We start from the raw sequence: 20,132 nt of genomic DNA on the forward strand, positions 1-20,132 counted from the left end.
CAGGTTTCGAGTTTCTCCCAGTTCTTGGTTCTTTGGCGAGGCCCTCACTCCTGCGGCCCGCCGAGCAACAGATTCGTGATCTCATCCTCCGAAAGCTGCTCCACCATCTGAAGCATCTCTTCCAGCGTCTCGGCCTCATCGCTCTGGGCCGGGCTGGCGTCGATCAGCGCCGCGATCTGCGCTACGGTCGGTGATTCAAACACGGTGTGCAGGGATACGTCAACCTGATATTCGCTGCGCAGCCGCGAGACAAGCTGGACCGCCAGCAGCGAGTGGCCGCCCAGGTCGAAAAAGTTATCGTGGATGCCGACCGGCGCGATACCCAGGAGTCGCTCCCAGATCTGCGCGATGTTGCCCTCAAGCTCGCTCGTCGGAGCGGTGTACGGCGTCGGGATATTGCGGCGCTCGTGCAGAACGGTCTGCTCCTCGGTCTGCTCCGGCGCGTCTTGCCGCGCGCTGCGTCCGCTCCAATGCTCGATGCGGGCTGAGAGATCGTTGGTTGAGACGACGATCTGCGCGGTCGGAGCAAGCGTGATGATCCGGCGGAAGATCGCCGCTCCTTCCTGAGGCGTGATCGCCAGCTCAGCCAGATCCGCGCCGAGGCTGAGGCGGTGCCCCTGATGCGCCGGTGCGCGCCAGCCCTCCCAGTTGACGCTGATCCACGGCACGGCATGCTCCTGATTATGCCGATGCGCAAACGCATCCATAAACAGGTTCGCGGCGGCGTAGGCGCTAAAGCCAAGGCCGCCCAGGATCGAAGCGAGCGAGGAGCAAAGCAAGCAAAAGTCAAGCTCCTGCTCGGCCAGTACCGCCTCAAGCACCTGAAGCCCGTAGACTTTGGGCTGGAACTGCCAGGCGCTCTCGACAGAGCCGAGGGCATGAATCCCACGAAATGCCTGCTCGCCCGTCACGCCAGCCGCGTGAATAACGCCGTGAAGCGTCCCAAACTCGTCCCGAATCCGCTCCATGACCGAATGCATCTGCGCGGCATCCGCCACATCGGCGCTGAGCGTCAGCACCATCGCGCCGTGCGACTCCAGCAATTGTACCGCGCGAATCTTCGTGCTGACCGCATCGGTTTCGGGGTTGCTCGTCAGCCAGTACTCCCATAGTGAGCGATCGGGGAGCGCCGAGCGAGAGACGAGCACCAGCCGTGCCCGCACCGAGCGCGCCAGCTCATCCGCGATCGTCAGGCCAACGTAGCCGAGGCCGCCGGTGATCAGGTACACGCCGTTCTCGCGCAGACGGGGCCGTCCAGCCTCCGCCTCGCCAGTCTGCATCGGCTCAAAGGTCTGCGCCCAGCGATACCCGCCGCGATAGGCGATGGCGAAGTCCGCCGATCCAGCCGACAGCTCAGCCAGCAGCAGACGAGCCAGTTGCTCGCGGCGTGGCCCGGCGGCAGGCAGCGCAATATCGATCGTGCGGCAGGTAATGTGCGGGTATTCCTGCGCGACGATCCGGGCTGGACCTAGTACGGTCGCTTTCTCAGGCTCAAGCTGTTCCTCACCCGTGACGGCCTGCGCGCCGCTGAGCACCACCACCAGCTCAAGCGGATCGGCGGCGCGCTGCTGCTCCAAAGCCTGCGCCAGATAGATCAGGCTGTAAAAGCCGCTCGCCTGAGCCTGCTCGAACGACTCGGCGGGCGCGACGCTCCACAGGTGGACGATCCGGTCGAGATCGAAGCCGTGCGCCCGGAGGTCGGACAGTAGCTCGACATAATCTTCTGGCTGCCGGGGATCGACCGCGTAGTCGTGCTGATCCAGCCGCGAGAACCGGTCTGCCGCCTGCACCGCGACCACCGCCTGTCCCGCCTGCCGCATCTGTCGCACAACCGCCGCGCCGAATCCTGTGGTATCCACGAAAACCAGCCAGCGACCCTGACGATCGACAGCTTCACGAAGATCGAAGGGCTGTGGTAGCGCCGTGCGCCTCCACGATGGGACGTAGAACCAGTCGGCAAGCTCCGGCTTTTTGCGCAGCGCCGCGTGGCGCATCTGACCGCCCGGCTCCATCCGCTGTCGCTCGATCCAGTAGCGCTGCCGCTGGAACGGATAGGTCGGGAGCGCCACACGCCGACGCCGCTGGTGGCTATAAAACGCTCGCCAGTCCACCTGCGCCCCGGCCAGCCAGAGCCGTCCGAGCGTCGTCAGCAGGAACGCATCGTCCGACTGTTGATCGCGATGGCCGGGCAGCGAGGCGAGCGTGGTCAGCCCGCGATCGGGCGGCGCTTGCAGCCTGGCAACGCCGCTCAGCGCGCGTCCCGGCCCGACCTCAAGCAGCATGCGGTCGGGATCGGTGAGCAGCTCGGCGATGCCATCGGCGAAGCGGACCGTCTGGCGGAGATGCCTGACCCAATAAGCCGGATCGGTCGCGTCGGCTGGGGAGAGCCAGGTGCCGGTGACGCCGGAGATACACGGGATCTGTGGACGATTGAGTCGTAGCGCCTGCACATGACGCCCAAACTCCTCAAGCATCGGCTCGACCAGCGTAGAGTGTGCCGCGACCTCGATCGGGACGCGCCGACAATCGACCTGCTCGCTTTGCAGCGCGCGCTCAAGCTCGGCGACCACCTGCGCCGGACCCGACACCACGCACAGCGCGGGAGCGTTAACCGCCGCGATCGAAAGACGCCCGGTATCCTCTGATTCCAGCCGCGTCCGCAGCTCGGCCTCCGGCAGGGCGACGCTGAGCATCATTCCGGCGGGCAATTGCTGCATCAGGCGACCACGGACGGTGACAAGCGTCAGCGCATCTTCGAGCGAGAAGACACCGGCTAGGCATGCGGCAACGTACTCGCCCAGGCTATGGCCGATCATCGCGGCAGGCTGGATACCCCACGAGATCCAGAGCTGAGCCAGGGCGTACTCGATCGCAAACAGCGCGGGCAGTGCCAGCGCGGTCTGCTGAAGCTGCCGCTCCGCTGCTGCCGCCTGATCGGGAGCGGGGAAGAGCACAGCGCGAATGTCAAGACCTAACTGCGGGCTGAGCAGATCGGCGCTGCGATCGACCCAGGAGCGGAAGACCGGCTCTGTCTCGTACAGCTCACGGGCCATCTGCGCGTGCTGACCGCCGCCGCCGGGGAACATAAAGACCACAGGCCGCGCTTTGGCCGACTGTTGATCGGTAAGGACCGTCTGCGGATCACGGGATTCGAGCGCTGCAACGGCGCTGTCGACATCGCGGCAGACCAGCGCCCGCCGGTGGTCGAACGTGCTGCGGCCAGTCTGTAGCGTGTACGCCACGTCGGACAGATTCGCCGCAGGATGCTGGCGCAGGTACGCGGCAAGATTCGTCGTGGCCGCTTCGAGCGCGGCCTCGGTCTTCGCCGAAATCGTCAGCAGATGCCAGGGCCGTCCGGCGTCGGAAGACTCGGCGGCTGGCGCTTCTTCGAGCACCACGTGGGCGTTCGTGCCGCCGATGCCGAACGAGCTCACGCCCGCGCGGCGCGGCTGGCTGTCCGACGGCCACTCGACCAGCCGGTTGTTGACATAGAACGGGCTGCTGGCGAAATCGATCTGCGGGTTGGGCCGCTCGAAATGCAGGCTCGGCGGGATCTGCCCGTGCTTGAGCGCCAGCGCGGCCTTGATCAGCCCGGTCACGCCCGCCGCCGCGTCCAGGTGGCCGACGTTGGTCTTGACCGAGCCGATCGCGCAAAAGCCCGTGCGATCGGTGCCGCCGCGAAACGCCTGGGTCAGCGCCGCAACCTCGATCGGATCGCCGAGCGCCGTAGCCGTGCCGTGGGCCTCGACGTAGCTCACCGTATCCGGGGCAACGCCCGCGACCGCCAGCGCTTCGGCGAGCACCTCGGCCTGGCCGTCCACGCTGGGCGCGGTGTAGCCAACCTTTTGAGCGCCGTCGTTGTTGATCGCGGAGCCGCGAATCACCGCGTAGATCTGATCGCCGTCGTCGAGCGCGTCCTGGAGCCGCTTCAAGATCACGATACCCATGCCGCTGCCGCTGATCGTCCCGCGCGCCTCGGCGTCGAAGGCGCGGCAATGACCGTCGGGCGCGTTGATGCCGCCCTCGTGAAACAGATAGCCGCTCTTGGCCGGGACCGCGACCGACACGCCGCCGGCCAGCGCCATGTCGCACTCGTGGTGCAGCAACGACTGGCAGGCCATATGCACCGCCACCAGCGAGGTCGAGCACGCGGTCTGGACGTTGATGCTAGGCCCGCGCAGGTTGAGCTTATACGAGATGCGCGTGGTCAGGAAATCGCGGTCGTTGGACATCACGGTATGGAACCCGCCCAGCGCTTCGACGGCCTCCGGGTTGCTGAACAGATTCATCCAGTAGCGGTTCAGGCTGACGCCCGCAAACACGCCGGTCGGGGCCGCGATGCTGTCGGGGGCGTAGCCCGCGTGCTCCAGCGCAGCCCAGGCGCACTCCAAAAAGAGCCGCTGCTGCGGGTCCATAATCTCCGCCTCGCGCGGGCTGTACCCAAAGAAGTCCGCATCGAACAGCTCGATGTCATCCAGCGTCGCGCCTGCCTTGACGTAGTTCGGCAGCGCCAGCATCGACGGCTCAACGCCCGCGTCGAGCAGCTCTTGATCGGAGAAGAACGCGATCGACTCGACGCCGTTGCAGAGGTTTTGCCAGAAGGTATCGATGTCCTGTGCGCCTGGGAAGCGGCCTGCCATGCCGATGATCGCAATCGCGGAGTCGGAGCGCCGCGCCTGCTGATCGTTGGCTGGCTGCGCCACGCCGTGCAGCAGCGCTCGTCGGCGCTCGGCGCGCGCCTGGCTGCCGCGCTGTCCCGCAGCGGCCTGCTCTCCGTCGCTGAGAAAGCGCGCCAGCGCGCTGATCGTCGGATAGCGGAACAGATCGACCATCGCAATATCGCGGCCCAGCGCGGCAGAGAGCTTATGCTGAACCTGGACCATCAGCAGCGAGTGCCCGCCGATCTCGAAGAAATTATCCTCCCGACCGACGGCCTCGGCCTGAAGTAGCTCCTGCCAGATCGCGGCAATCGTGTGCTCAAGCTCGGTCTGCGGCGCGACACGGGGCACATGCGAGGGCTGCGCGCTGCTCAGCGCCGACAGTGCGCGGCGATCGATCTTGCCGTTCGGTGAGAGCGGCAGCGCATCAAGGAAGACGAACGCGCTCGGCACCATGTAGTCGGGGAGGCGCTCTTTCAGGTAGGCTCTGAGTTCGGAGTTGAGGCCCTCACCACCCCGGCCTCCCTCTCCCGCTGAGGCAGGCGAGGGGGTAGAAGTCGTGGGGGGCACCCCCACACCCCCGGCCTGCGCTGCGCTCGGCACGACGTACGCTACCAGCCGCGTCTGCTCCGGCGTATCTTCGCCCGCCAGCACTATCGCCTCGCGCACGGCGGGATGCGAGCGCAGCGCGGCCTCGATCTCGCCCGGCTCGACGCGGAAGCCACGCACCTTGAGCTGCTCGTCATGACGGCCTACGAAGACGATCTGCCCATCAGGTCGATAGCGCGCCAGATCGCCGGTTTTGTAGAGCCGCCCGCCGGGCTGATCAGCAAATGGATCGGGGACGAAGCACTCGGCGGTCAGGTCGGGACGATCGAGGTAGCCGCGCGCAATGCCCGGGCCACCCAGGTACAGTTCGCCCACCACGCCGACCGGCACCGGCTGCATGTGCCGATCGAGCAGATAGACGCGCGTGTTGGCGATCGGACGACCGATCGGCGGAATGCCTGGCTCATTCCCAGGCACGCCGATCGTCGCGCAGACTGTGTACTCGGTCGGGCCGTAGGCGTTCAGGAAGCGTCGTCCGGGCTGCCAGCGCCTCACAACCTCCGCCGGACACGACTCGCCTGCCGCGACGATGGTTTCAAGCTTCGGAAGCGTGGCGTCGGGCAGGGCCGCCAGCAGCGAAGGCGGCAGCGTCACCGTGGTGATCGACTCGTCGCGCAGCAGGCGCAGTAGATCGGAGCCGGGCAGCAGATCCGCCGCCAGATAGAGCGCCGCACCCGCCAGCAGCGTCGTGACGATCTCGGATACCGCAGCGTCGAAGCTGGGCGAGGCAAACTGAAGCACGCGGCTATCGGGGCGCAGGCCAAAGGCCGCAATCTGGGCGGCGGCGAGATTGTTCAGCCCACGATGCGACACCAGCACGCCCTTCGGCACGCCTGTCGAGCCGGAGGTGTAGATCACGTAGGCAAGCTGATCGAGCGACAGCAGGCCGCCTGGATTGGCATTGCTCGCCTGGGCGATAGCTGGCCCGACGACTTCGAGATCGACGACCGGCGGCGGATCGGGCAGTGCGGACCAGGCCGCCGTGACAGAAGCCCGGCGAGTCAGCAGCAGCGCCACCTGGGCATCCTCGATCATAAACGCCAGACGTGCCGCAGGGTAGGCCGGATCGAGCGGCAGATACGCGCCGCCCGCTTTCAGAATGGCGAGGATCGCAACAATCAGCTCTGGCGAGCGATCGAGGCAGACGCCGACGCGGCGCTCCGGCCCGATGCCCTGAGCGCGCAGATAGTGCGCGAGCCGGTTTGCGCGGCGATTCAGCTCCGCATACGTCACCCGCTCGGTGCCGGAAATCAGCGCGACCGCGTCGGGCGTGCGGGCAGCCTGCGCCTCGAACAGCGCCATGATCGACTGGTCGGGTCGGCTGGGCGTTTGAGTCGCGTTCCACTCCACCAGCAGCCGCTCGCGCTCGGCTTCCGTCAGCAGCGGCAGGTCGGCGATCCGGCGGTCGGGATCGGCGACGATCCCAGCCAGCAGCGTATGAAAATGCCGCGCCAGCGCCTCAATCGTCGCGGCATGGAACAGATCGGTGTTGTACTCGAATCGCCCGCTCATGCCCTGCTCCGTCTCAGCCAGCGTCAGCGCGAGGTCGAACCTGGCGGTCTGGCTGGCAACCGCGACCGGAGAGATGGTCAGGCCCGGCACCTCGATCGCCGGGATCGGCGCGTTCTGGAGCGCGAAGACCACCTGAAACAGCGGCGTGTAGCGCAGATCCCGTTCGGGCTGAAGCGCCTCGACCAGCCGCTCGAACGGAAGATCCTGGTTCAGGAAGGCTTGGAGCGTCATCTCGCGCACGCGCCCGATCAGCGTCCGAAAGGATGGATTGTCGGCAAGCCGGGTGCGCAGCGCCAGCGTATTGACAAAGAAGCCGATCAGGTCCTCAAGCTCAGGGCGCGAGCGTCCATGGATCGGCGAGCCGACCACAATATCATCCTGACCGCTGTAGCGGGCGAGCAACACCTGAAACGCGGCCAGCAGCGTTTGAAAGAGCGTCGTGCCCTCGCGCTGGCTCAGCGCCAGCAGCGCCGCCGTGAGCGGCTGCGGCAGCGACCACGCATAGATCGCGCCGTGTGATGTTTTGACCGGCGGGCGCGGGCGATCGGTGGGCAGCTCCAGCAGCGGCGGCGCGGGAGTGCCAGATCCAAAGGGTGCCCCGCCGAGCTGCTGCCGCCAGTAGCCGAGCTGCTGATCGAGGAGCTGGCCTTGCAAGCGCTTGCGCTGCCAGACCGCGTAGTCGGCATACTGAAGCTGGAGCGGCGGTACCTGCAACGGCTGATCGGCAACATGGGCATGATAGCTTGCGACTAGCTCGCGGATCAGCACGCCCATCGACCAGCCATCCGAGACGATATGGTGCATCGTCAGGAGCAGCAGATGCTCCTCGGCATCGAGCCGCAGCAGCCGGGCGCGCAGCAGCGGGCCGTGCTGGAGATCGAAGGGCCGCTCGATCTCGGCCTGGACCATGCTCATCGCCACCGACTCGCGGGCGGACTCAGGCTGGTCGCGCAGATCGATCAGCGGCAGCTCCAGAGCCAGTGCTGGAGCGACCACCTGCACCGGACGACCCTCGCTGGTCGTGAACGTGGTGCGCAGCGCCTCGTGCCGCTCGACGATCTGGTTTAATGCCGACTCAAGCGCGGCAGCATCGAGCGATCCGCGCAGCCGCACCAGCGCGGGGATACTGTAGGACGCGCTGCCGGGCTCAAGCTGATCGAGAAACCATAGCCGCTCCTGCGCAAACGAGAGTGGAAAGGTATTGAGCGCGCTGCCCTGCTGCTTGAGCCGCAGCTCCAGAAGCGCTCGCTTTTCAGGAGATAGGCCGGAGATACGTTGCGAAAGATCACTCATGCTGATTCCTCGTCTCATCCGCGCGGTGCGTCGGTGGGTAGCGTGGTATTGGAAATCGATGGCAGAGCTGCCGAACCTGATCGAGCGTCGACCGGCGCACATCCGGCGATAGCTCGTACTCGCTATCACCGAGGGGCACAGCCGTCGACAATACCCGATCGATCAGCTCGGCGCACAGCGCCATATCCGCCGGCTCCATGCCTCGGCGCGCCAGGCTATTGGTGCCGAGTCGCATGCCGCTTGTCACAAGGGCCGGCTTGGTATCGCCCGGTATTTTATTGCGGTTAACGATGATCTGGCAGGACTCCAGCGCCCGCTCGGCGATCAGGCCGGTCGTGCCGCGTGCCAGCGTATCGATCAGTACGATATGGTTATCGGAGCCGCCGGTCAGCACGTGGTAGTCGCGCTGCGCCAGATGCCGCGCCAGCGCCTGGGCATTCGCCACGATCTGCCGGGCCAGCGCCCTGAACTCAGGCGTGTTCACCAGCGCCAGTGCCCGCGCTTTAGCGGCAATCGCGCTGAGATTGGGCGTTCCCTGGAAGAAGGGAAAGACCGCGCGCTGGATCAGATCGGCGAGCGTTCCCCTGCCACCGGGCGCTGGCGTGTCCGCGTCGCGGCCCATCAGGATCAGGCCGCCGCGCGGCCCGTACAACTGCTTGTAGGTGCTGGTTGTCGTGAAGTGCGCGTGGTCGATCGGGCTGGGATGTACGCCCGCCGCCACCAGCCCGGCGATATGCGAAATATCGGCGAGCAGAAACGCGCCGACCTCATCGGCAATCGCGCGGAAGCGCGCGAAATCAATCGCGCGCGGGTAGGCGCTCGCGCCGCAGATGATCAGCCTTGGCCGGTGCCGCAGGGCTAGCTGCCGCACCTGATCGTAGTCGATCAGCCCGTCCCGATCAAGGCCATAGCCCACGGCATGGAAATGCTGGCCCGACACCGAGGCCCTGGCTCCGTGGGTCAGATGGCCGCCCGCGCTCAGGTCGAGGCCCAGGATCGTATCGCCGGACTTGAGCAGCGCGAAGAGCAGAATCTGGTTCGCCGATGAGCCTGAGTGCGGCTGGACATTGGCGTAGCGTGCTCCGAAGGCAGCCTGTGCCCGCTCGATCGCCAGCCGCTCGATCGCATCGACCCAGGCGCAGCCCGCATGAAAGCGCGCGCCGGGATAGCCCTCGGTTGTGGTGTTGCCCGTAACCATGCCCTCGCAGACCAGGACAGACGGATCGGCGATGCTCGATGAGGCGACCATCACCAGCGACTCTTGCTGGCGCTGATACTCCTGATCGAGCAGATCGTACAGGGCGCGATCCTCGTGAAAGAGCAGGTCAATTCCTGTCTGCGCAAACGCTGCAAGCATAACCTCGTCCTTATTCCTGGCACGAACGGCGCGCATCAATCATGACATCTCCTGCGGGCTGGTTTCGTCGATCGCCTGCCGCTCACTGGCAAGCAGCGCCGTGATCGCCTCATCCGGCAGTTGCTCCAGCTCAGCCAGCAGTTGATCGAGCGACTGATCGCCGCGAGCGACCAGCGGAATGTCGTCTTCCGGGGCATCCGTCTGCTCGGACGGGCTGCCGCTGAGCGCCTCCGCGATCCCGGCGACGGTCGGCGTCTCGAAGAGCGTGCGCAGCGTCATGCGCGGGCCGAAGGCGCTGCGTACCCGCGAGACGACTTGCGCCGCCAGCAGCGAGTGGCCGCCCAGCTCGAAGAAGTTGTCGAAGACACCCACGCGCTCGACGCCCAGCACCTCGGCCCAGATCCGCGCTAGCTGCGCCTCGATCGCCGTGCGCGGCGCGACGAACTCCGCGCCAAGCTGCAAGCGAACGTCGCCCGGCGCGGGCAGGGCGTTGCGATCGAGCTTGCCGTTTGGTGAGAGCGGCAGCGCATCCAAGATCACGAACACGCTCGGCACCATGTACTCCGGTAATCGATCCTTCAGGTAGGCTCGGAGTTTCGGGTGCAGGCCCTCACCTGTTCTCGTGTTCCCCTGTTCTACGACGTACGCTACCAGCCGCTTCTCGCCGCCGTTGTCGGCCCGCGCCACGACGACCGCCTCGGCGACGGACTCATGCTGCCGCAGCACGGCCTCGATCTCACCCGGCTCGATGCGGAAGCCGTGAATCTTGACCTGGGTATCGATCCGGCCCAGGTACTCGATCACGCCATCCGCGCGATAGCGCGCCAGGTCGCCGGTGCGATACCAGCGCTGCTCGTCAGCCGCGTGATACTTCTCGGCGGTGAGCGCGGGCCGCCGCCAGTAGCCGCGTGTCACCTGCGGCCCGCCGATCTGTAGCTCGCCTGCTGCGCCGATCGGCACCTCGGAGCCGTAGCGGTCCACGATCCGCAGCCGCACATTGGGCAGCGCTCGCCCAATGATATGGCCGGACACTGCCATGCTGCGTGGCACCGTATACGACGTAGCGATCACGGTTGTCTCGGTCGGGCCGTAGAGCACGCAGACCGTCGCCTGCGGGAACAGCCGTTGCAGGCCGGTCAGCAGCTCCGGTGGGACCGCATCGCCGCCGGTGTAGATCAGTCGCAAGCCCTGGCAGCGCGCCGCCCACTCCGGCTGCTCGTCCAGGGTTGCCACCACCTGCTGCATCAGGCTCGGCACGGCGTGCAGCACCGTACAGCGGGCCAGCCCATCGACCAGCAGCGGCAGATCGAGCACCTGCTCCTGAGTGACAATCCGCGTCGTGCCGCCGACCAGCAGCATGCTGAATACTTCCAGCAGGCTGATGTCGAACGCCACCGAGGCGATCCAGGGCATCGTATCCGTCGCGGCGAAGCCAAAGCTGTGGGCGCTGCCTGCCAGCATGGTCGCCAGTTGCCGGTGCTCGACCATCACCGCCTTTGGCTGGCCGGTCGTGCCCGAGGTGTAGATCAGATACGCGAGTTGCTCAGGCTGCCGCGACACCACGGGCGATGTCTCAGGCTGCCGCGCGATCTCCGGCCACGCAGCATCCAGGCAGACCACCTGCGTGGCGGGTGCTGGCATCGCCGCCAGCAGACCGCTGTCAGTGAGCAGCACCGTCGGCGCGCTATCGGCGAGCACGAACGCCAGCCGCTCGGCGGGATAGCGCGCGTCCAGGGGCACATAGGCTCCGCCCGCCTGCCAGACCGCCAGCAGCGACACCACCAGATCGAGGCCGCGCGGCAGCAGCACGGCGACGCGCGTCTCGCCCGGCGGGCACCCGCCGACGCCCAGCGCGCGCAGGTGGTGCGCGAGCTGATTGGACCGTCCCAGCAGCTCGGCATAGGTCAGCGTCGCGGAGCCGCAGACTAGCGCAGGAGCTTGCGGCGTGCGGCGCGCCTGGTCGACCAGGCGCTGTGGAACAAGCGCCGATGGCAGCGACAGGTTGGGTGCGTGCCAGGCGCGAAGCTGAGCATGGTCGGCGGCGGTCAGCAGCCGGAGATCCGTCACCCGTCGGTCGGGATCGGCCACGACGCTTTCGAGTAGCGTCTGGATATGCCCGGCAAGACGGGCAATGGTCGCGGCCTCGAACAGATCGGTGTTGTACTCCAGCGTCCCGGCCAGCCCACCGACCGTCTCGGTCATCGATAGCGCCAGGTCGAGCCGCGCCGTACCGCTCGATACTTCCAGCGGTTGCAGCGTCAGCCCCGGAACGCTCAGCTCAGGAATTGGCGCGTTCTGAAGCGCGAATAGCACCTGGATCAGCGGATGATGCGACAGATCGCGATCGGGATGCAGCGCCTCGACCAGCAGCTCAAATGGCAGATCCTGGTGTGCATAGGCGTCTAGACACGCCTCGCGCACCTGCCCAAGCAGCGCGCGGAAGGTCGGGCGGCCCGAAAGGTCGGCGCGCAGCACCATCGTATTGATGAAGCAGCCGATCAGCCCCTCGACTTCGGGCTGCGCTCGTCCGGCGATCGGCGAGCCGACCACGATGTCGGTCTGTCCGCTATAGCGCGATAGGACCGTCTGGAATGCCGCCAGCAGCGTCATAAAGAGCGTCACGCCTTCCCGCTGGCTCAGCGCCGAGAGCGCGGTGGAAAGCTCGGCGGGCAGCGTAAACGTATGGATCGCGCCGTTGAAGGTTTGGACCGCCGGGCGCGGTCGATCGGTGGGCAGATCCAGCGCCGACGGCGCGCCCGCGAGCTTCCCGCGCCAGTAGCCAAGCTGCGCCTCCAGCACCTCGCCGCGTAGCCAGGTGCGCTGCCAGATCGCGTAGTCGGCGTACTGCACCGGCAGATCGGGCAGCGCTGGCGCGGTGCCGTCGATCTGCGCCTGATACAGCGCCGCCATCTCGCGCAGCAGCACGCCGAGCGACCAGCCATCCGCGACGATATGGTGCAGCGTCAGGATCAGCACATGCTCCGCGTCATCGAGACGGAGCAGCGCGGCGTGCAGCAGCGGGCCGTGCTGGAGATCGAAGGGGCGGCGCGCCTCGATCGCTGCCAGCCGCCGCGCCTCCTGCTCGCGCTCGAATGCTGGCAGCCCACGCAGATCCACGACCGTTAGATCGATCGTCGCGGCTGGCGCGATCACCTGGCGGGGCGCTCCCGCGACCTCGCTAAAGGTTGTCCGCAGCGCCTCGTGGCGGCGCAGCACCGCGCTTAAGCTCTGCTCAAGCCCCGCGCGATCGAGCTGGCCGCTGAGCCGCACAGCCAGCGGCACGTTGTAGAACGGGCTGTGGGGCTGAAGCTGATCGAGGAACCAGAGCCGCTGCTGCGCGAACGATAGCGGGATCGCGTCCTCGCGAGCTGCCGGACGAAGCGGCGGCGGATTCCAGACCTGCCGGGCCGCTGCGACGCGCGCCGCCATGCCCGCGACCGTTGGCGCTTCAAACAGCTCGCGCAGCGGCAGCGTCACGTCGATTGCCGCCCGCACCCGCGACAAGACCTGGGTTGCCAGCAGCGAGTGACCGCCCAGCTCAAAGAAATTGTCGTGGATGCCGACGCGCTCCATGCCCAGCACATCGGCCCAGATGCCTGCCAGCAATTCCTCGATCGGCGTGCGCGGCGCTGCCAATACCTCGGCGCGCTCGTTCGTCTCCGGCTGCGGCGCGGGCAGCGCTTTGCGGTCGACTTTGCCGTTCGGTGAGAGCGGCAGCGCATCGAGGAAGACGAACGCGCTCGGCACCATGTAGTCGGGGAGCTGCTCTTTGAGATAGGCGCGGAGCTCCAGGTTCCAGGTTCCAGGTTCCAAGCTTCGAGTTTCGAGTTCCGAGTCCCCAGTTGCGTTGTTCCGTTGTTCCGTTGTGCCGTTGTTCCGTTGTGCTACAACGTACGCCACCAGCCGTTTCTGCGGATGCCCGCCCGTGGACGGCTGATCCTCGCGCACGACGACCACGGCCTCGCGAACCGAGGGGTGGCGTTCCAGCACGGCCTTGATCTCGCCAAGCTCGATGCGGAAGCCGCGAATCTTCACCAGATGATCGATCCGGCCGAGCAGCTCGGTGTTGCCATCGGGCAGGTAGCGCACCTGATCGCCGGTTTTGTAGATCCGGTCGGATGGATCGAGGCTCGGATCGTCGCCGATGAATGGGTTGGGGATGAACTTGGCCGCCGTAAGATCCGGACGATTGAAGTAGCCTCGCGCCAGGCCGATCCCGCCCAGGTGCAGCTCGCCCGGCACCCCGATCGGCACCGGCTGCAAATTCGCATCCAGCACATAGATGCGCTGGTTCGCCATCGGCCAGCCATAAGGGATGCTCCGCCAGCCGGGATCGCGCACATCGACCGGAAAGATCGTCGAGTGAATCGAAGCCTCGGTCGCGCCGCCCAGGCTGATCACGCGCACATCCGGCGCGATAGCCTTGAGCCGATCCGGCAGCGTCACCGGCACCCAGTCGCCGCCGAGGATTGCCAGCCGCAGCCAGCGCGGGTGCTGCGGCGGACGATCGGCAACATGATCGACCAGGATCTTGAGCAGCGGCGGCGCGGAGTTCCAGACCGTGACCTGATGCCGGACCAGCAGATCGGCCCAGCATTCGGGCTCGCGCGAAACCTGCATCGCAGGCATCACGATCGTCGCGCCCGCCGCGAGCGTGCCAAGCACCTCATAGACCGACATATCGAAGCTGATCGACGAGAGCGCTAGCACGCGATCGGCGGGGCCGACATCGAAGCGCTCGTTGAGATCAACGATATTGTTCAGCACGCCGCGATGCCGGATCGCAATACCTTTGGGTCGTCCGGTCGAGCCTGAGGTGTAGATCACATACGCCAGATGCTCAGGCGTCGTCGCGACCGCTGGCTGCTGGCGCGGCTGTGGATCGACCGGCGGCAGGCTGCGGTCGAGATACACCACGACCGGCGCTTGCTGACTGGCGCTTGCCTGGAAGATCCCGGCGTCGAGGCGGGATTGCGTCACCAGCACCGGCATCCGGGCATCGCGCACCATCGCCGCCAGCCGCTCGCGCGGATAGTCGGGGTCGAGCGGCACATACGCGCCGCCCGCCTTGAGAATACCGAGGATGCCGATCACCATCTCCGCCGACCGCTCGACATACAGGCCGACCGGCACGTCCGGCCCGACGCCAAGCGCGCGCAGGTGCGCGGCCAGTCGATCGGCGCGCTGGTTGAGATCGCCGTAGGTCATGCGCTGGATGCCCGGCGTTGTCTGCGGCTGCCACTCGTCCACGATCAGCGCGACCGCGCCGGGATCGCGTGTCACGTGCGCCTCGAACAGCTCGTGCAGGCAGCGATCGGCGGGGAAGGCCGTCTGCGTGGCGTTCCACTCGACGATCATCTGATAGCGCTCGGCTGTGGTCAGCAGCGGCAGCTCGCTGGTCCGCCGGTCGGGATCGGCGACGATCGCCTCAAGCAGCACCCGGAAGTGCCCAAGCATGCGCGCGATCGTCGCGGCGTCGAAGAGATCGGTGTTGTACTCGACGATCCCGCGAAGTCCGTCGGGCTGCTCCCAGACATGCATCGTCAGATCGAACTGCGCCGCCGCCCGCTCGAACAGCACCACCGGCTCCACGGTCAGATCGGGCAGATCGTGGATCTCCACCGGCGCGTTCTGGACGATAAACATCACCTGCGCCAGCGGGTTATAGCTGAGATCGCGCTCAGGATGCAGCCGCTCGACCAGCAGCTCGAACGGAAGATCTTGATGGGCATACGCCTCAAGGCAGATCTCGCGCACGCGGCCAAGCAGATCGCGGAACCGTGGCCGATCGGCCAGATCGACGCGCAGCACCAGAATGTTGATGAAGCAGCCGATCAGCGTTTCCAGCTCTGGCCTGCGGCGGTTCGCCACGCCGCTGCTGACAACAATGTCGGACTGGCCGGAGTAGCGGCTCAGCAGCGTTTGAAAGGCCGCCAGCAGCGTCATGAACAGGGTACAGCCCGCCCGCTGGCTCAGGTCGCGCAGCCGATCCGCCAGCTCAAGCGGCAGCGTGAACGTCTGATTTGTGCCTCGGAAGGTCCCAACCGGCGAGCGTGGCCGGTCGGTGGGAAGCTGAAGCACGGGCGCGTCGGCAAGGTGGCGCTGCCAGTAGCTCAACTGCTCTTCCAGCACGCCGCCGGGTGCCCCTGGGGCAAGCCACGCGCGCTGCCATGCGGCGAAGTCGGCGTACTGGATCGGCAGCTCAGGCAATGGCGATGGCTGGCCCTGGCTGAAGGCCGCGTAGAGCGTGGTTAGCTCACGGATCAGCACGCCCAGCGACCACTCATCGGCGATGATGTGGTGCATGGCGAGCATCAGCACGTGCTCATCGTCTTGCAGCCGCATCAATCTGGAGCGCAGCAGCGGCCCCGCTTCGAGATCGAAGGGCTGTTGCGCCTCGATCGTCGCCAGGCGCTTGGCCTCGGCCTCGCGCTCTTCCGGCGGCAGATCGCGCAGATCGGCAAGGTGCAGCGCTGCGCTTCCGGCTGGCGCGACGCGCTGGACCGGCTGCCCGCCAAGCAGCGCGAAGGTCGTCCGCAAGATCTCATGGCGTCGCACGACCTCGGCCAGCGCGCGCTCAAGAGCAGGCGCATCGAGCCGCCCGCGCAGCCGCACGGCTGCGGGCATATTGTAGGCCGACATCCCCTGCGCGAGCTGGTCGACGAACCAGAGCCGCTGCTGGGCGAACGAGAGCGGCAGCGGAGCCTCGCGCGGGATCGGCGGGATCGGCGGAGCGGCAGGCGGCTGCGCCTCGGCTGAGGCCAGCGCCACCTGCTCGGCCAGGCCCGCGATCGTCGGCGTCTCGAACAGGCTGCGCAGCGGCAGCTCGACGCGGCAGACCTCGGACACGCGCGCGACGATCTGTGTCGCCAGGAGCGAGTGACCGCCCAGTGCAAAGAAGTTGTCTTCGACGCCGATCGGCTCGATGCCAAGAAGATTCTGCCACACGCCCGCGATGAGCTGCTCAAGATCGCTGCGGGGAGCGATATACTCGTTGGGCAGATGGGGCCGAGGATGGAGCGCGGCCTGCTCCCACGCGGCTGGCAGCGCGGCGGGCACAGCCGACGGTATGTGCAGAAGCTCGCCGCGATCGTGTGAGCCGGTTGCCGCAGCGCCCGGCGGGTCGATCCAGTAGCGCTGCCGCTCGAACGGGTAGGTCGGCAGCGGCAGCCTGCGGCGGCGCTCATGAGCGGAATAGCCCGCCCAGTCCACGGTAACTCCGGCAAGCCAGAGCTGTCCGAGCGTGGACAGCAGAAACGCATCGTCCGGCTGTTGATCGTTGGGGTGGCGCATCGAAGCAAGCACGATCCGGTCGCTCGTAGCCTGGGCCTTTGCCAGCGTGGTTAGCGACTGGCTTGGTCCCACTTCCAGCAGCGCCAGATCCGGCTCAGCCAGGAGCGTTTGCAGCCCATCGCCGAAGCGCACGGTCTGGCGCAGATGCCGCGCCCAGTACTGCGGATCGGTCGCGTCGGCTGCGGTGGCCCACGTGCCGGTGACGTTGGAAAGATAGGGCAGCCGCGGTGCCTGCAAGCGCAGCGTTCGGACGAAGCTGGTAAACGTTCCCAGGATCGGCTCGACCAGCGCGGAGTGGGCGGCAACGTCGATATGAAGCTGGCGGACGTTCAAGCCGCGCTGGCTGAGCGTCGTCTCAAGCGCGGCGATGGACTCTGCGGTTCCTGAAACCACACACAGCGCCGGACCGTTGATCGCCGCCAGCGCCAGGTGATCGGTAGCCGCTGCGTTCAGAAACGGCTGGATCTCCTCCGGCGACGCGGCGACGCTGAGCATGGCTCCCGGCTGTAGCTGCTGCATCAGGCGTCCGCGCAGCACCACCAGCGCCAGCGCGTCCTCCAGCGAGAAGACACCGGCCAGACAGGCGGCGACATACTCGCCCAGGCTGTGGCCGATCATGAACGACGGCCTGACGCCCCACGAGATCCAGAGCTGGGCCAGCGCGTACTCGACCATAAAGAGCGCTGGCAGCGCGAGCGCCGTCTGGCGCAACTCGCGGGCGGCCTCCGACTGGCCCGGCTGTGGATAGAGCACCTGGCGCAGATCCAGCCCTAGCTGAGGCTTGAGTAGCTCGACGCAGCGATCGATCTCCTGGCGGAAGGTCGGCTCGTGCTGATACAGATCCGCCGCCATTGCGAGATGCTGAGCGCCGCCGCCGGGAAACAGAAACGCCACGGGGCGCTGCTGATCTTCCTGAAACCGAGTCAGCAGCCGTCCGCGCCCAGACGCCAGCGCGCGCCGGGCATCGTCCAGATCGCGGCAGAGCAGCACGCGCCGGTAGCCGAAGGCGCGTCGTCCGACCTGCAAGGTATAGGCCACATCGGCCAGATTCGCGTCCTGCTCCAGATAGGCGGCCAGGTTGTCGGTCGCGGCCTCAAGCGCCGCCGCGCTGCGCGCCGAGAGCGGCAGCAGTTGCCAGGGCCGCGACGGACCCGACGGCTCAGGCTGTGGCGCTTCTTCGACCACCACATGCGCGTTCGTGCCGCCGATGCCGAACGAGCTCACGCCAGCGCGGCGCGGGCCACCCCGTGCCGTCCACGGAGAGAGCCGCGAGTTCACAACAAACGGGCTGTTGGCAAAGTCGATCTGCGGGTTCGGCTGTGTGAAGTGCAGGCTCGGCGGGATGCGCTTGTGGCCGAGCGCGAGCACGGTCTTGATCAGGCCCGCCACGCCCGCCGCCGCGTTGAGATGGCCGATATTGGTCTTGACCGAGCCGATCGCGCAGAAGCCGGTCTTGTCAGTTCGGGCACGAAACACCTGGGTCAGCGCGGCGATCTCGATCGGATCGCCGATTGGTGTGGCCGTGCCGTGCGTCTCGATGTAGCCGATCGTCTCAGGATCGACATCCGCCATCGCCTGCGCCGCCTCGATCACCTGGGCCTGCCCCTCGACGCTCGGCGCGGTGTAGCCCGCTTTGATCGCGCCGTCATTGTTGATCGCAAAGCCGGTGATCACGCCGTGAATCGTGTCGCCATCAGCCAGCGCGTCTTCAAGCCGCTTGAGCACGACCACGCCCACGCCATCGCCGCCGACCGTTCCGCGCGCTGCCGCGTCGAAGGCCCGGCAGTGGCCGTCGGGCGAGCCGATGCCGCCTTCCTGGTAGAGGTAGCCGCCGCGCTGAGGAACGCCGATCGACGAGCCGCCCGCCAGCGCCATGTCGCACTGGTACTGGAGCAGACTTTGACACGCCAGGCAGACCGCCACCAGCGAGGTCGAGCAGGCGGTCTGGACGGTGACGGCTGGACCTTTCAGATCCAGCTTGTACGAGACGCGCGTGGTCAGATAATCCTTGTCGTTGCCGATCATCGACTGGAAATCGCCGATCAGCCCGATCAGATCGCGGTTCGGATACAGGTTTGCCAGCAGATAGGTGTTCATGCTTGCGCCGCCAAAGACGCCGATCAGCCCCGGATAGGTGGATGAGTCGTAGCCCGCGTGCTCCAACGACTCCCAGGCGCACTCCAAAAAGAGCCGCTGCTGCGGGTCCATGATCGCTGCCTCGCGCGGGTTGTAGCCGAAAAAGCCCGCGTCGAAGAGCTCCGCGCCGTCGAACACAGCCCGGGCCTTGACGTAGCTCGGATCGCCTAGCTGGGCCGGATTGACTCCCGCTGCCAGCACGTCCTCATCGGAGAAAAACTGGACTGACTCGACTCCGGCGCGGAGGTTCTGCCAGAACGCTTCGACGCTGCTAGCACCCGGAAAACGCCCGCTCATCCCGATGATCGCGATGCCGGTCAGCGCGAGATCATGCTCGCTCATCGCCGTCGCTCCTTCTCTTCGCCATCTGTTTCTGCCGCGCTATCGCCGCGCGTTGCTTCTGGCTGCGATCTTGCTCGCGGCCAGGCCCGGCGGCAGGCGGCGGCTGCACGACGCCGAGATGCTTTGCCAGCGCGCCGATCGTCGGATAGCGGAACATTTCAACCATCGAAATATCGCGGCTGAGCTTCTGGCGCAGCTTGCCCTGCACCTGGGCCATCATCAGCGATTGGCCGCCAAGCTCGAAGAAATTATCGTTGACGCCGATCTTCTCAACCCGCAGCACGTCCTGCCAGATCGCCGCGATCGTCCGCTCAAGCTCGCTCTGCGGCGCGACATAGCTGGACTCGCGCGCCAGATGACCGCCGCTGGGCGCCGGCAGCGCCTGACGATCGATCTGTCCATCCGCCGTGCGGGGCAGCGCCGGAAGCTCCATAAACGTGCAGCGGCTCGGCGTCTCGAAGCGATCGACGACCGCAAGCTCCGCGAGCTGCTCGGCTGACACCTGTCCATCGGCGCTGCTGAAGTAGCCCATAAGCTGCCAGAGGCGATGCTCCTCCACGGTGAGCGTTCGGCGGATCTGCGGGCGGCTGCGATCCAGGCCGATCAGCAGGTTGTCCGCTCCCCGGTGCAGACCAGCCAGCAGCGAGAGCCAGCCCTGGCGGGCAGAGATCGCGGCGTAGCCCCGCGCGTGCGCGAGATCCTTCATGCGCATCTCACGGTTGATGCCGATGCCTTCCCACATGCTCCAGGCATAGCAGTAGGTGCGCGCCCGGATCTGGGCGAAGCTTTCCAGCGCGCTGTTCGCCGCAGCATACGCGCCCACACCAAAGCCGCCGAAGAAGCTGTTGATCGACGAGAAGCCGATCACGATCGCATCCGGTCGCTCGTCGAGAAGCTGGTGCAGCGTCCAGGTTCCGATCAGCTTGGCACGC

At 66.7% G+C, this 20,132-nt stretch carries 4 protein-coding genes; all 4 read right to left on the minus strand.

Annotated features, from left to right (window positions below; all coding sequences use genetic code 11):
* Positions 1-44 precede the first annotated feature (44 nt).
* Positions 45-8,072, minus strand: a complete 8,028-nt coding sequence (locus VFZ66_25050; GenBank protein HEX6292478.1) for an amino acid adenylation domain-containing protein — start codon at positions 8,070-8,072, stop codon at positions 45-47.
* Complete coding sequence (gene glyA, locus VFZ66_25055; protein HEX6292479.1) at positions 8,065-9,429, minus strand: serine hydroxymethyltransferase; 1,365 nt, start codon at positions 9,427-9,429, stop codon at positions 8,065-8,067. Before glyA ends, VFZ66_25050 begins: the two co-directional genes overlap by 8 nt.
* Before the next feature lie 39 nt (positions 9,430-9,468).
* The gene (locus VFZ66_25060) at positions 9,469-19,200 is read right to left on the minus strand and encodes an amino acid adenylation domain-containing protein (protein ID HEX6292480.1); all 9,732 of its coding nucleotides are present in this window, start codon (positions 19,198-19,200) and stop codon (positions 9,469-9,471) included.
* A partial coding sequence (locus tag VFZ66_25065; GenBank protein ID HEX6292481.1) for a phosphopantetheine-binding protein occupies positions 19,187-20,132 on the minus strand: 946 nt, incomplete at its 5' end. The genes VFZ66_25065 and VFZ66_25060, both read right to left, overlap by 14 nt.

It is taken from the genome of Herpetosiphonaceae bacterium (assembly GCA_036374795.1).
Classification (GTDB): domain Bacteria; phylum Chloroflexota; class Chloroflexia; order Chloroflexales; family Kallotenuaceae; genus LB3-1.